Source organism: Nocardia sp. NPDC005745, from assembly GCF_040630775.1.
Lineage (GTDB): Bacteria > Actinomycetota > Actinomycetes > Mycobacteriales > Mycobacteriaceae > Nocardia.
The window spans coordinates 39,784-53,540 of the sequence record NZ_JBEXYF010000013.1; the positions used below are offsets into that span (position 1 = coordinate 39,784).

Here is a 13,757-nt window from a genome sequence, read left to right on the forward strand (position 1 = left end):
AGATGACTTCGAACCAAACCGCGGACCGCAGCAGCCGGTCGGTGTGCGACCCCGCCGAGCTGCGCGGTTTGTTCCTGTTCGAGAAGCTGACCGACGAGCAGCTGGCATGGCTGTGCGCCGATGGGCGGATCGAGACCATCGAACCGGGCCTCGTCTTCCGCGAGGGCGAGCCGGCCACCTGCTTCTACGTGCTGATGGACGGCGAGCTGGTGCTCACCAAGCAGTCCGGCGGCGCGGAGATCGAGCTTGTCCGCACCGAGCACCGCGGTTCGTACGCGGGCGCCTGGATGTCCTACATCGGCGAAAAGGTGGACCAGACCTACAGCGGGACCATGCACGTGACGCGGCCGTCGCGGTTCTACGTGCTGGACGCCGAGGTCTTCTCCCGGATGATGCACGAGTGGTTCCCGATGGCCGTGCACCTGCTGGAGGGCGCGTTCTTCGGCAACCGCAATACCAACGCCCGCATCAGCGAGCGGGAACGGCTGCTCGCGCTCGGTTCGCTGTCCGCGGGCCTCACCCACGAGCTGAACAACCCGGCCGCCGCCGCGGTGCGCGCCACCTCGGGCCTGCGTGAGCGGGTCGCGGGCATGCGGCACAAGCTGGCGATGATGGCGGACGGCAAGTTCGACCCGGCGTCCCTCGGCTCCTTGGTGCGCCTGCAGGAGGAGGCGGCGGCCCAAGTCGCGAAGGCTCCGGAGCTGACGCCGATGGAGGCCGCCGACCGCGAGGACATGCTCGGCGAATGGCTCGAGGAGCACGGGATCACCGACGGCTGGAATCTCGCGCCGAACTTCGTGCAAGCCGGATTCGACACCGACTGGCTCGAGCGGGTGGCCGCCACCCTGGATGGCGCTCCGGAGCAGGTGTTCCAAGGGGCGATCCGCTGGCTGAACTACACCATCGAGACCGAGCTGCTGATGAACGAGATCGCCGACTCGACGACGCGGATCTCCTCGCTGGTCGGCGCCGCGAAGCAGTACTCGCAGATGGATCGTGCGCCGTTCCAGGTGGTCGACATCCACGACCTGCTGGACAGCACGCTGGTGATGCTCAGCCGCAAGATCGGCGACGGCGTGCGCGTTGTCAAGGAATACGACCGCACCCTGCCGCAGGTGCCGTGCTACGCGGCCGAACTCAACCAGGTGTGGACCAACCTGATCGACAACGCGGTGTACGCGATGAACGGCGCCGGTACGCTGACCATCCGCACCAGGCACGAGAACGACTGCGCGGTCGTCGAGATCGGCGACACCGGGTCCGGCATCGCGCCGGAGGCCCGCAACCGGATCTTCGAACCGTTCTTCACCACCAAGCCGATGGGTGAGGGCACCGGCCTCGGGCTGGACATCTCGTTCCGCATCGTGGTCAACAAGCACAACGGCGACATCCGGGTGGACTCCGAGCCGGGCGACACCAGGTTCACCGTCTGGCTGCCGCTGCGCCGCCCCGAACAAGAGCCTGTCACCGCAACCGATACGGAAGGGCAGTCATGACCGAGCAATTCGCAGGCATCGACCCCGCGGTACCACCCAGCGGCCCTGGTTGCCTGGAGTGCGAGCAGACCTCCGGCTGGTGGGTGCATCTGCGCCGCTGCGCGCAGTGCGGGCACGTCGGGTGCTGCGATACCTCGCCCGCGCAGCACGCCTCAGCGCACGCCGAGAGCACCGGCCATCCGTTCATCCAGAGTTTCGAACCGGGCGAGGAGTGGTTCTACAACTTCGAGACCGAAGAGATGTACAGCGGCGGGCCGGAATTGGCGCCACCGCGTAGTCATCCCGCGGATCAGGGCGTGCCGGGCCCGCGCGAACGGGTTCCGGCGGATTGGCAGGCACACATCCACTGACCCCGCCGCAACCGGTACGCTGCTGCGAACGCCGGGGCCTCCGGCACCACGATCCACCCGGGAAAGCACGGTATGAAACGAACTTCCGCCATCGTCCTGATCGCTGGGACGATGGGTTTCCTGCTTGCAGGCTGCGGCGGAGGGGACGAGTCCGCCGACGCGAACGGATTGCGCAAGGGCGCCGCGAGCACGAGCACATCCACCTCGGTCGCGCACACCACGACCGCTCCCGGCACCGCGCCGCCGAGTTCCCCGTCGGACACCGACGCCCCGGTCACGACCAAGCAGCGCGACTCCTCCCTCGGTCCCGCGTCGAGCACCACCTGCGGTGAGTTCCGCAAGCTCGACACCGACCAGGAGAAAGCGCTGATCGAGCAGATCCTGGCGGAGAACCCCGGCGGCCCGTTCGACGGCAGCCCGAACGTCGCGCTGGGCACCGCCAAGCTGGTCTGCCTGGCGCCGAGCGTTGCCGACCACTCGGTCGCGGTCGCGGCCGGAATCGTGAAGAAGTAGCCGTCCACGTATTCCGGGACGACGAACCGTGACCGATCGCGGGCCGCGCGGCAGAATGGCACAGTGGCAGAACTGGCACTCACCGCTCGCCTGAATCCCTCGGCCGCCGATGCCCGCCGCGGGGTGGTCCGGCTGCATCCGGAGGCGCTGACCGCGCTCGGGTTGCGCGAGTGGGACGGAATCATGCTGGTCGGCTCCCGCCGCACGGCCGCGGTGGTCGGCGTCGCCCGGCAGGGAACGCCCGCCGGAGTCGCCCTGCTCGACGACGTGACGCTCTCCAACGCCGGGCTGCGCGAGGACGCGACCGTGGTGGTCTCCCCCGCGACCGTCTACGGCGCGAAACAGATCACGGTGAGCGGCTCGGTGCACGCCACCCGCACGATTCCGGCCGCCACGCTGCGGCAGGCGCTGCTCGGGAAGGTCGTCACGGTCGGCGACGCGGTCTCCCTGTTGCCGCGCGACCTCGGCCCCGACATCAGCTCCGTGGCGGCCACCCAGGCGCTGTCGCGCACCTTCGGCATCGCCTGGACCACGGAGCTGCTCACCGTCACCGCCACCGATCCGCGCGGCCCCGTGAGCGTTCAGCCGAATACCGCGGTGACCTGGGGTGCGGGCGCGGTCGCCGCGTGGGACATCCCGGCGTCGGCCGGAGCACCGCTCACGGTGGACGAGGGATCCCGCGGCGTCGGCGGAGCCGTCGCCCCCGGTGCGGTCACGGGCCCCGACGGCGTCGCGGTGGCAGGCGATGCCACACCGAGTATCTCGGTCGAAGACCTGGCGGGCGCGCGCACTCAGGCCGCGAAGCTCCAGGAGTGGCTCAGCCTCGCCTTGGACGAGCCCGAACTGTTGCGCACCCTCGGCGCCCGTCCGCATCTCGGCGTGCTGATCACCGGCCCGGCAGGCGTCGGCAAGGCTACGCTGGCCCGCGCGGTCGCGGCGCCGCGGCGCATAGTGGAACTGGACGGCCCCACCATCGGCGCGGCCGAGAGCGGTGCGCGGCTGCGCGAGGTCGCCGAGGCGGTGGCCGACATCGGCTGCGGCAAGGGCGGCGTCCTGCTGATCACCGACATCGACGCGCTGCTGCCCGCTGACGCCGAGCCGGTCGCCACGCTCATCCTGGACCAGTTGCGCGCCGCGATCGCCGAACCCTGCGTCGCGTTCATCGCCACCACGGCGCATCCCGCCGGCGTCGACCCGCGGTTGCGGGCGCCGGACCTGTGCGACCGCGAACTCGCGCTGCCGCTGCCCACCGCCGCCGTGCGCAAGGCGCTGCTGGAGCACCTGCTGCGCCGGGTGCCGACCGCGGATCTGAGACTCGAGGAGATCGCGGCGCGTACACCCGGATTCGTGGTGTCCGATCTGGCGGCGCTGTGCCGGGAGGCGGCGCTGCGCGCGGCGTCGCGGGCCAGGGAGCACGGCAATCCACAGCTCACCCAACCCGACCTGGTCGGCGCGCTGGAGGTCATCCGGCCGCTGTCGCGCTCGGGCATGGAGGAACTCGCCATCGGCAGCCTGCACCTCGACGACGTCGGCGACATGGTGGAAACCAAGCAAGCGCTCACCGAGGCGGTGCTGTGGCCGCTGCGGCACCCCGACTCCTTCGCCCGCCTCGGCATCGAGCCACCGCGCGGGGTGCTGCTCTACGGCCCGCCCGGCTGCGGCAAGACCTTCCTGGTGCGTGCGCTGGCCGGTACCGGTCAGCTCAGCGTGCACGCGGTCAAGGGCGCCGAACTGCTGGACCGGTGGGTCGGCTCGTCGGAGCGCGCGGTGCGGGAACTGTTCCAGCGCGCACGGGATTCCGCGCCGTCGATGATCTTCCTGGACGAGGTGGACGCGTTGGCCCCACGCCGGGGGCAAAGTGCCGACGCGGGTGTGGGCGACCGGGTGGTCGCGGCCCTGCTCACCGAACTCGACGGCGTGGAACCGCTACGCGACGTGGTGGTGCTGGGCGCGACCAACCGACCGGAACTGATCGACCCGGCGTTGCTACGCCCCGGCAGACTCGAACGGCTGGTCTTCGTACCACCGCCGGACGCCGCCGCCCGCCGGGAGATCCTGCGCACCGCGGGGCGTGCGGTGCCGCTGGCCGCCGACGTCGATCTCGACGCCCTCGCGGAGGAACTGGAGGGTTACTCCGCCGCCGACTGCGCCGCGCTGCTGCGCGAATCCGCGCTAACGGCGATGCGCCGGGACGTGCACGCCGCCGATGTCACCGCCGCCGACGTGCTGGCCGCCCAGGCGGTGGTGCGGCCCTCGCTGGACCCGTCGCAGATCGATACCTTGCGCCGCTATGCCGACAGCCGCGGGTAGGCGGCGAGCGGTAATCGCCTTTCAGGCAATCTTTGGCAAATCGGTGTGAGCCGCACCTTTCCAATCCGAGACATTTCTAGCGAATATTCGGCAATCCATAGATCGCGCGCACACCACGGGTAAGTTCGACAACCGTGCGCAGGGTCGGCGACATTGTCGACGCGACCGCGGCCTTCACGGGAGCCGCGGTCGCGGGTGTCACGCTGTTCCTGCCGGTCACCGTCAGCACCCGAGGCCAGTCGACGTCGTACCGGATCGCCGGTCTGCTCAACAGCGTGCCCCGTAGCGCGGCGCTGGGAGTGATCGTCGCCGTGACGGTCGCCGTGCTGGTCACCACGACCAAGCGGCCGCTGACCGGGTGGGCCACGGCGACGGCCGCCGCGCTGGCCCAGCTGATCAATCACTTCGCCGGACGCCACGTGGCGACGGCCGAGATCCTGACCACGCAGAACTACATCGACTCGATCTGCGCCGCCGTGCTGCTCGGCGGCCTGGGCGCCGTTGTGCTGCGCAGACCGTTGCCGGGCGCCGCGTTCGCGGTGGGCGGCGTCGGATTCTTCGGCTTCGGCGATCTGGCGAACCTGCTCGACATCAACCCGGATCCGTACGCGGTGCTGGAGACTCCGACACGCTGGATGATCGGCGTCGCCTTGTCCCTGCTGGTGATCAGCACCTTGCACAACTGGAAGCGCACCGACGAGCCGAAGACGCCGGGGATGGCGATCGCCCTGCCGGTGACGCCGATCCTCGCCGCCATGGTGCTCGCGCTGGTGGTACTGGCCGGCACGGAATGGCTGGGCCGCCAGTACAGCAAACTGCCCGCCGAGAGTCACGCGATCGAGATCGGGATCGTCGCCGCCGCGACCATTGTGAGCGCGACCGCGGCGGCCATGCTGTTGCCCGGCCGCGACGGCACCGGCGTGTACCTGGCCGTGAGCCTCACCGCGGCGGTCGACGCCGTCGGCTACGCCGTCCGGCCCGGCTGGACTTCGGCGGTGCTCATCGCGTTGACCGCCGCCGGACTCTTCATCGGCTCCCGGATGCCCTCGACGGCTCTCGCCATCCTGTTCCTCATCGGCATCACGGTCTTCGCCCAGGTCACCTCGACGTCCTCGGGTACCGTCGCCTTCGCCGTGATCAGCGGAATCATCGCGTTGACCGCGGGTTACTGCTGCGGGACGGTGTGGCCGCATTACCCGCCCGGCGGTGTGCTCGCGCTCACCGCGCTCTACCTTCCTTCGGCGGTGTCGGTGATGCCGGACCGGGTCGAGGACTGGCGCGAGGACGTGGCGGTACACGACGCGACACCGGGGCGCACCGCGCTGGCCATCGTCATCGGCAGCGCGATCGGGCTGATCATGCTGCGGAAATTGCGGCCGCGCTGTAAGCCGCAACCGAAAAGGCAACCGGAAAGCGAATCGTTAGCGGATATATAGCCCCGATTCGCGGGGATGGCGGACGCCATACTCACCCCGGCCACGAAAGACGCAGGCTTTCCGTAGGCTTGTCCCGAACACCCCGCCGCCCCGACTCGACGGAGTGAAGTTTGCTCGCAATCCTGCTCGTGCACGCCGCAGCCGCCCTGGTGGCTCCGCTGGGGGTGCGGGCACTGGGGCGCAATGCTTTCTACCTGCTGGCCGCGGTCCCGCTCGGCAGTTCGGCCTGGGTGATCGCGAATTGGTCCGAGCCGCAGCGCGTCCGGCTGACCTGGGCGCCGAGCATCGGACTGAACATCGATCTGCGTTTCGACACGCTCGCTGCCATCCTGTGCCTGCTCGTGCTGGGCATCGGAGCGCTGGTGCTGGTGTACTGCGCCAGGTACTTCGAGAACGACGAGCCGCGGCTGGGGGTGTTCGCCGCCGAGCTCGTCGCGTTCGCCGGGGCCATGTTCGGGCTGGTCACCAGCGACAACATGGTGCTGCTCTACGTGTTCTGGGAAGCGACCACGGTGCTGTCGTTCCTGCTGATCGGCCACAACGCCGAGCAGGCGGCCAGCAGACGGGCCGCGATCCAGGCGCTGCTGGTGACCGGGGCGGGCGGATTGGCGATGCTGGCCGGCATCGTCGTGCTCGGCACCGCGAACGGCAGCTATCTGCTGTCGGATCTGCTGTCCGGCGCCCCCAGCGGGACGGCCGTCGACGTGGCGGTGGCGCTGCTGCTGGTGGGCGCGCTCACCAAATCCGCCGTGGTGCCCTTGCATTTCTGGCTGCCCGGCGCGATGGCCGCGCCGACGCCGGTGAGCGCGTACCTGCACGCCGCGGCCATGGTGAAGGCCGGTGTGTACTTGATCGCCCGGCTCGCACCGGCGTTCGCGCAGAACCCGGTGTGGCACCCGCTGGTGCTCACTCTCGGCCTGGCGTCGATGCTGTTGGCCGGGCTGCGCGCACTGCAGGTCGTGGATCTGAAATTGGTGCTGGCCTTCGGTACGGTGAGCCAGCTGGGCTTCCTGATCGTGCTGGTCGGCCTCGGCACGCCCGCCGCAGCGCTGGCCGGAGTGACGATGATCGTCGCGCACGCGCTGTTCAAGGCGAGCCTGTTCCTGGTGGTCGGGATCATCGATCACGGTGCGGGAACCCGCGACCTACGCCGGTTGTCCGGTCTCGGCCGCCGGGCGCCGGTGCTGTGCGCCACCGCGATCCTCGCCGCGCTAAGCATGGCGGGCATTCCGCCGCTGCTCGGCTTCGTCGGTAAGGAGAGCGCGCTGAGCGCCGTGCTGGACGCGGACATTCTCGCCGTGCCCGCCCGCGGCGCGGTGTTCGCCGGGGTGGTCCTCGGCTCGATGCTGACCGTCGGCTACAGCATCAGGTTCGTCTGGGGCGCCTTCGCGGACAAGAGTGTCGAGCCGGACCCCGCTCCCGGCGCCGCGCCCCTGGCCCACCATCCGAGCGAAGTGCCCGTAGCCGGGCGAGAATCCGAGGAGCGCCTCCGCTGGCACCCGCCGGGCGCGCTTTTCCTGGCGGCACCGGTGATCCTCGCCGCCGCGAGCCTCGCGGCCGGTCTCGCGCCGTCCTGGCTGGACGCACGGTTGCGCCCCTATGCCGAAACGTTTGCCGGACCCCCGCTTTCCCATCTGGCGCTGTGGCACGGCTTCACCCCCGTGCTGGCGTGGACGCTGCTGATCGTCGCGGTCGGTGTCGGGCTGTACCGGCTGCGCGCCCGCTTCACCGAATCGGCGCACCCGCGCCTCGGCAACGCCGACCGCGCCTACGACGCCACGCTGCGCGCGATGGACACCCTCTCGCTGCGAATGACCGGCACCGTGCAACGCGGGTCGCTGCCGCTGAGCCAGGCGGCGATCCTGGTCACACTGATCATCCTGCCGACCGTCCTGCTCGCCCTCGGCACCCGCACCGGCGTCACGCTGCGCCTGTGGGATTCGCCGCTGCAAGCGGCCGTGGGCGTGATCATGGCGGTGACCGCGCTCGCCGCGACGGTGCTGCGCAACCGACTGGCGAGCGTGCTGGTGGTGGGCGTGACCGGATACGGCAGCGGCGTGATCTTCGCGCTGCACGGCGCGCCCGACCTCGCACTGACCCAATTCCTGGTGGAGACGCTGACACTGGTGATCTTCGTCCTCGTCCTGCGCGCCTTCCCCGCGCGGATCGAGGCCCGCCGCAGGACCGCGTTCAAGATCCGCAGGGCGATTCTGGCCGCGGGGACCGGAACGGTGGTCGCGGTCCTGGCCGGTTTCGCCGTCGCGGCGCGCACCGCCGAACCCGTCTGGCCCCGGATTCCCGAGGCCGCTTATACCTTCGGTGGTGGAAAGAACGCCCTGAACGTCCTGCTCGTAGACCTGCGGGCGTGGGACACCCTCGGCGAGATCTCGGTACTCGTCGTCGCCGCCACGGGCGTCGCCTCCCTGGTGTTCCGCAGCAGGCGTTTCGGCAGCGCCCCGCGCGCGACGGACTCCCCCGATTACGACCCGGAACTGGTGAGCTGGCTGCCGGCGGGCCGGTTGGTCGACCGGGCCGATCGGTCGATGGTCCTGCAGATCACCACGCGGCTGGTGTTCCCGACCATCATGGTGCTGTCGGTCTACTTCTTCTTCTCCGGTCACAACGCGCCAGGCGGCGGGTTCGCGGGCGGACTCACCGCGGGGCTCGCGCTGACCCTGCGGTATCTCGCGGGCGGCCGCTACGAACTGGGCGAGGCGCTCCCCGTCGACGCGGGCCATGTTCTCGGCGCGGGCCTCACCTTGGCCGCGGGCACCGCGGTCTCGTCGCTGCTGCTCGGCGCGCCGCCGCTGTCCTCGGCGATCATCGAGGTCTCGTTGCCGGTGGTCGGCCACGTCAAGGTGGTCACCGCGCTGCTGTTCGATCTCGGCGTCTATCTCATCGTGGTCGGCCTGGTGCTGGACGTGTTGCGCAGCCTCGGCGCGCGGCTGGACAGCGAGCTGGCCGACGCCGATACCCCAGCCACGAAGGGAGGTTCCGGCGCATGACGGCGAATCTGACGCTGCTGATCGTGATCGGCATCCTGGTCGCGTGCGGGGTCTATCTGCTCCTGGAACGCGCGGTGTCGAAGATGCTGCTCGGGCTGATCCTGTTCGGCAACGCGGTGAACCTGCTGATCCTCACCGCGGGCGGCGCCAACGGCAAGCCGCCCATCCGCGGCGCTGCCGAGACCGAGGAGATGGCCGACCCGCTCGCCCAGGCGATGGTGCTCACCGCCATCGTGATCACCATGGGCATCGCGGCATTCGTGCTCGCCCTCGCCTACCGCGCCTACATGCTCACCACCAGCGACGACGTCGCCAACGATCAGGAAGACGAGGATGTCGCCCGGCGGCGTGCCGGAGAGGATCCGGAGAAGTGAACCTCTCGCCCGGTCTGCTGCCGATCCTCGCGCCGCTGCCGGTACTCGTTCCGCTGCTCGGCGCCGCCGCCACCCTCGTGTTCGGTCGCAGGCCCCGCATCCAAAGCGTGGTCATCGTCGGCGCGCTCACCGCCGTCGTGGTGATCTGCGGGTTGCTGCTGTATCTGGCCGACCGGGACGGCACCACCGCGTTGCAGGTCGGCAACTGGGCGGCCCCGATCGGCATCACGCTGGTGGTGGACCGGCTCTCCGCGGCGATGCTGGTCGTCTCGTCCATCGTGCTGCTCTCGGTCGCCCTCTACGGCGCGGGCCAGAACATCCGCGACGGCGACGAACGGCAGCCCACCTCCATCTACCGGCCCACATATCTGGTTCTCACCGCCGGTGTCTCGGCCGCCTTCCTGGCCGGTGACCTGTTCAACCTCTTCGTGGGCTTCGAGATCCTGCTCGCGGCCTCGTTCGTGCTGCTGACGGTGGGCGCGACCACCGAGCGCATCCGGGCGGGCGTGGCCTACGTGATGGTGTCGATGGTCTCGTCGCTGATCTTCCTCACCGGCATCGGGCTGACCTACGCGGCCACCGGAACGCTGAATCTGGCCCAGCTCGCCGTCCGGTTCGGCGCCGTGCCGGACGGCACCCGCACGGCGATCTTCGCGGTGCTGCTGGTGGCGTTCGGCATCAAGGCGGCCGTCTTCCCGCTGTCGAACTGGCTGCCCGACTCCTACCCGACCGCCCCGGCTCCGGTCACCGCCGTGTTCGCCGGCCTGCTCACCAAAGTGGGTGTGTACGCGATCATCCGGACCCACTCGCTGCTGTTTCCCGACGGCGGCTTCGACTCGGTGCTGCTGGTATGCGGCCTGCTCACCATGCTCGTCGGCATCCTCGGCGCCATCGCGCAGAGCGACATCCGCCGTCTGCTGTCGTTCACACTGGTCAGCCACATCGGATACATGGTGTTCGGGGTCGGTCTGGCCACCGCGTCCGGGCTGGCCGGCGCGGTGTTCTACGTGGCGCACCACATCCTGGTGCAGACGGCGCTGTTCCTGGTGGCCGGCCTGATCGAGCGGCAAGCCGGATCGACCTCGCTGCGCAGACTGGGCGGGCTCGCCGCGGCCAGCCCGCTGCTCGCGGTGCTGTTCCTGATCCCCGCGCTGAATCTCGGCGGAATACCGCCGTTCTCCGGATTCATCGGCAAGGTGGCGCTCTTGCAGGCGGGCGCCGAGCGCGGCAGCGCGCTGGCCTGGGTGCTGGTCGGGGGCGCCGTGCTCACCAGCCTGCTCACGCTCTATACCGTGGCCAGGGTGTGGAGCAAAGCGTTCTGGCGGCCCCGCGCGGACGCTCCGGAGGGCCATCTCACCGCGGCGAAGCCCCCGACGCTCATCGAGGACGCGACCGACGTGCACTACGACGAGCGCACCGACCCCGGCCGGATGCCACCGCTGATGGTGTTGTCCACCGCGGCGCTCGTGACGGTCGGGTTGTGCCTGACCGTGCTGGCAGGCCCGATTCTCACGATCGCCGACCGGGCGGCGGCCGACCTGCGCGACCCCGGCGTGTACATCGGTGCGGTACTGGGTGATTCGCGCGGCGATGCGGGAGGCCCGCGATGAGCGTCGAGCAGAACGGACGCGGCCGGCGGCGCGAGACGGTCGTCCGAATCGGCGTACTCGCGTGGCTCACCATGGTCTGGCTCGCCCTGTGGGGCGATCTCAGCGTCGCGAACCTGCTGGGCGGGCTGGTGGTCGGCGCGCTGATCATGCTGGCGCTGCCGCTGCCGCGCGTGCCGGTGTCCGGTCGGCTGAACCCGCTTCCGCTGGTCGCGTTGATCGTGTCGAGCGCGTACTACGCGCTGGAGTCGAGCCTCCAGGTCGCCTGGTTCGCGATCCGCCCTGCTCCGATGCCGGTATCCGGGGTGCTGCGGGTATACGCCCGCACGAGATCGGATCTGGTGCTGGTGCTGTGGACCGATGTGCTCAACCTGATCCCCGGCACGATGGTGCTGGAGATCGATCGCAGGCGCTGGGTCGTCTACGTCCACGTCCTCGACGTCGGCAGCGACGCCGCGGTGGACGAGTTCTACCGGATCACCCGGCGGCTGGAACGCCTGCTGATCGACGCGTTCGAACGTCCGACCGGCTGGCCGCGCTCCCGGGCCGCCGCGCTCCCGGAGGTGCCATCGTGACCGTCGTCGCCGTGATCGCCGCCGTCATCCTGACCGCGGCCGGTCTGCTCACCACCTACCGTGTCGTCATGGGGCCGAGCACGCTGGACCGGGTCGTCGGCGTCGACTCGCTGACGGCCATCGCCGCCTCCGGCCTGGCCGTGTGGGCGGCCTACAGCGCCGACACCACCGTGGTGCCCGCGATCGTCGCGCTGGCGCTGGTCGGATTCCTCGGCTCGGCCGCGGTGTCCCGATTCCGGGTGCGGGACGACAAATGAACCTCTGGCATGCGCTCGCGGGCGCCCTGATCCTGTTCGGCTCGACGCTGGCGCTGACCGCGGCGCTCGGGATCGTGCGCTTCCCCGACACGCTCACCCGAATGCACGCTGCCACAAAACCGCAGGTCATCGGGCTGATCCTGGTGCTGGCAGGCGCCGCGATCCAGCTGCGCGGGCACGGCAACGTCTGGACGCTGGTGCTGGTCGGGCTGTTCACCCTGCTCACGGCCCCCGTGATCGCCCACCTCATCGGCCGCACCGCCTACCGCGAGCAGCGCTACCGCGACGGTCTGTTGCGCGTCAACGCTTTGCGCGACGACGACGTGGAATAACCCCCGCTCAGCGCGTAGTGGGCTCGACTCCGCGCCGGCCGGCTCGGCCGGACCCCCGCTCGGGGCGTGGCGGGCTCGCCCCCGCGCCTGCCGGCTCGCCCGGACACCCGCTCAGGGCGTGGCGGGTTCGACCTCTCGTTCGGCCCGCAGCGGTTGCCGCACGGTCACGAACCACGTGGCGTGGAACGCGGCCGCCAGTCCGGCCAGCAGCCCGAGCACCACGGTGCCCGCGAGCACCGGGTACTCGGCCATCGGCACCGCGAGGTAGCGGTAGGCCAGCAGTAGCGCGGCCAGGACGACCACACCGGAGCCGACCAGCCGGACCCGGAACCATCCCCAGCCGCGCTCCGGCTCGCGCAGCGCCGATTCGACGGTGAGGCACAGCACCGCGCCCGCGACCAGGTCGACGCCGTAGTGGTAGCCGAAACCGAGGGTGGCGGTGAGGGTGGCCAGCAGCCAGAACGCGCCGCCCCAGCGCAGCCAGGCCGGGGCCGGCTCGCCGTCGCTGTCGCGGCGGGTGTGCAGGAACACCGACAGCGCCCAGGCCGTGTGCATCGAGGGCATGCAGTTGCGCGGAATCGCCGCGTCGAACGGCAGCGGCAGCGGATTCCGGTCGATCGGCGGCACCACACCCGGCCAGTAGTTGCCCAGTTGCAGCCCGTTTCCGTCCGGTCCGAACGCGAACATCGGCCCGACCACCGGGAACAGCACGTACACCAGGGGACCGATCAATCCGAGCACCAGGAAGGTTCGCACCAGATAGTGCGACGGCCACCGCCCCGAGGACACCACCCCGCGCAGCTGCCACACCGCCACGACGATGGCCGCCACGGGCAACTCGATGTAGACCCAGTGCAGCACCGCGTAGACCACCGGCCCGAGCGCGTCGACCGCCCGGCCGAGCACCCACGACGGATCGCCCAGCGCGTGGTCGGCCAGGATCACGTACTCGTCGAGCACCGTCGGCCTGCCGATCACGGTGACGTGCAGCCAGACGTCGCCGACCTTGGTGGCCAGTATGAGCAGCGCGCCGAGCGCGGCCGCGTGCAGCGCGTTCCGCCGTTCGGCGCCGGACCAGCGCAGCCACGCGACCAGCGCCAGGCCGGTCAGCACGATCACCGGCCCGTTCCCGATCACGAACGGCTCTCCGGCCAGCAAGCGGGCGCCCGCCCACACCACGTCGACGGCGACCGCGACCCCCACCGCGACCAGTCTGCGGCGGGCCGAGATGCCCACCAGTGCAAGGACCAGCCCCGCCCAGGGCACCGACATGGACTTGGGAGTGCCGATGTAGTCCCGCGCCACGCTCTCGAGCGGGCCGTCGAACCCCTGCCAGACAGCGACGACCTGCAACACGATCAGCAGGACAGGGACCGCGGCCACCGCCGCGGTGACCCGGACCCGAGTCCGCGGTACGGGACGGCGCGATACCGCGCTTCCTGCTTTGGCACCCGGGTCTTCGACTAGCATCCGACCATAGTAAACGGGGGATGAACGCCATC

General features: G+C 70.3%; 12 protein-coding genes. 11 read left to right on the forward strand and 1 reads right to left on the reverse strand.

The window, feature by feature from the left end:
• Positions 1–2: 2 nt before the first annotated feature.
• From ABZ420_RS15690 to mnhG, 11 genes are all read left to right on the forward strand, one after another.
• Entirely contained in the window at positions 3–1,496 is a 1,494-nt protein-coding gene (locus ABZ420_RS15690) for an ATP-binding protein (protein ID WP_357122526.1), read from the forward strand.
• Positions 1,493–1,846: a UBP-type zinc finger domain-containing protein gene (locus tag ABZ420_RS15695; protein ID WP_040870628.1), complete on the forward strand. Its 354-nt coding sequence runs from the start codon at positions 1,493–1,495 to the stop codon at positions 1,844–1,846. Before ABZ420_RS15690 ends, ABZ420_RS15695 begins: the two co-directional genes overlap by 4 nt.
• A 72-nt stretch (positions 1,847–1,918) precedes the next feature.
• Positions 1,919–2,359: a hypothetical protein gene (locus ABZ420_RS15700; protein ID WP_357122529.1), complete on the forward strand. Its 441-nt coding sequence runs from the start codon at positions 1,919–1,921 to the stop codon at positions 2,357–2,359.
• Between the two features lie 63 nt (positions 2,360–2,422).
• Positions 2,423–4,669 (forward strand): AAA family ATPase, encoded by a 2,247-nt coding sequence (locus tag ABZ420_RS15705; protein ID WP_357122531.1) that lies wholly within the window; start codon positions 2,423–2,425, stop codon positions 4,667–4,669.
• Between the two features lie 134 nt (positions 4,670–4,803).
• Positions 4,804–6,105: a hypothetical protein gene (locus ABZ420_RS15710; RefSeq protein WP_357122533.1), complete on the forward strand. Its 1,302-nt coding sequence runs from the start codon at positions 4,804–4,806 to the stop codon at positions 6,103–6,105.
• A 110-nt stretch (positions 6,106–6,215) separates the two neighbouring features.
• Positions 6,216–9,110 (forward strand): Na+/H+ antiporter subunit A, encoded by a 2,895-nt coding sequence (locus ABZ420_RS15715; RefSeq protein ID WP_357122536.1) that lies wholly within the window; start codon positions 6,216–6,218, stop codon positions 9,108–9,110.
• Positions 9,107–9,484 (forward strand): Na(+)/H(+) antiporter subunit C, encoded by a 378-nt coding sequence (locus ABZ420_RS15720; RefSeq protein ID WP_357122539.1) that lies wholly within the window; start codon positions 9,107–9,109, stop codon positions 9,482–9,484. The genes ABZ420_RS15715 and ABZ420_RS15720 overlap by 4 nt, the downstream gene beginning before the upstream one ends.
• On the forward strand, positions 9,481–11,094 hold the full coding sequence (locus ABZ420_RS15725) for a Na+/H+ antiporter subunit D (RefSeq protein ID WP_357122541.1): 1,614 nt from the start codon (positions 9,481–9,483) through the stop codon (positions 11,092–11,094). The genes ABZ420_RS15720 and ABZ420_RS15725 overlap by 4 nt, the downstream gene beginning before the upstream one ends.
• Entirely contained in the window at positions 11,091–11,666 is a 576-nt protein-coding gene (locus ABZ420_RS15730) for a Na+/H+ antiporter subunit E (RefSeq protein ID WP_357122544.1), read from the forward strand. The genes ABZ420_RS15725 and ABZ420_RS15730 overlap by 4 nt, the downstream gene beginning before the upstream one ends.
• A complete protein-coding gene (locus tag ABZ420_RS15735; protein WP_357122547.1) occupies positions 11,663–11,923 on the forward strand; it encodes a monovalent cation/H+ antiporter complex subunit F in 261 nt (86 codons plus the stop codon). The genes ABZ420_RS15730 and ABZ420_RS15735 overlap by 4 nt, the downstream gene beginning before the upstream one ends.
• Positions 11,920–12,255 carry a monovalent cation/H(+) antiporter subunit G gene (gene mnhG, locus ABZ420_RS15740; RefSeq protein WP_357122550.1) on the forward strand — a complete coding sequence of 112 codons (336 nt, stop codon included), beginning with the start codon at positions 11,920–11,922 and terminating at the stop codon, positions 12,253–12,255. The genes ABZ420_RS15735 and mnhG overlap by 4 nt, the downstream gene beginning before the upstream one ends.
• 111 nt (positions 12,256–12,366) lie before the next feature.
• Here the strand turns inward: mnhG and ABZ420_RS15745 are convergent, their stop codons facing one another.
• Positions 12,367–13,725 carry a DUF5933 domain-containing protein gene (locus tag ABZ420_RS15745; RefSeq protein ID WP_357122553.1) on the reverse strand — a complete coding sequence of 453 codons (1,359 nt, stop codon included), beginning with the start codon at positions 13,723–13,725 and terminating at the stop codon, positions 12,367–12,369.
• Positions 13,726–13,757 lie beyond the last annotated feature (32 nt).

Coding starts and splice junctions, on each gene's coding strand:
- ABZ420_RS15700 (WP_357122529.1), top strand. CDS start 1,919: ATGAAACGAACTTCCGCCATCGTCCTGATCGCTGGGACGATGGGTTTC.
- mnhG (WP_357122550.1), top strand. CDS start 11,920: ATGAACCTCTGGCATGCGCTCGCGGGCGCCCTGATCCTGTTCGGCTCG.
- ABZ420_RS15720 (WP_357122539.1), top strand. CDS start 9,107: ATGACGGCGAATCTGACGCTGCTGATCGTGATCGGCATCCTGGTCGCG.
- ABZ420_RS15690 (WP_357122526.1), top strand. CDS start 3: ATGACTTCGAACCAAACCGCGGACCGCAGCAGCCGGTCGGTGTGCGAC.
- ABZ420_RS15730 (WP_357122544.1), top strand. CDS start 11,091: ATGAGCGTCGAGCAGAACGGACGCGGCCGGCGGCGCGAGACGGTCGTC.
- ABZ420_RS15745 (WP_357122553.1), bottom strand. CDS start 13,725: ATGCTAGTCGAAGACCCGGGTGCCAAAGCAGGAAGCGCGGTATCGCGC.
- ABZ420_RS15695 (WP_040870628.1), top strand. CDS start 1,493: ATGACCGAGCAATTCGCAGGCATCGACCCCGCGGTACCACCCAGCGGC.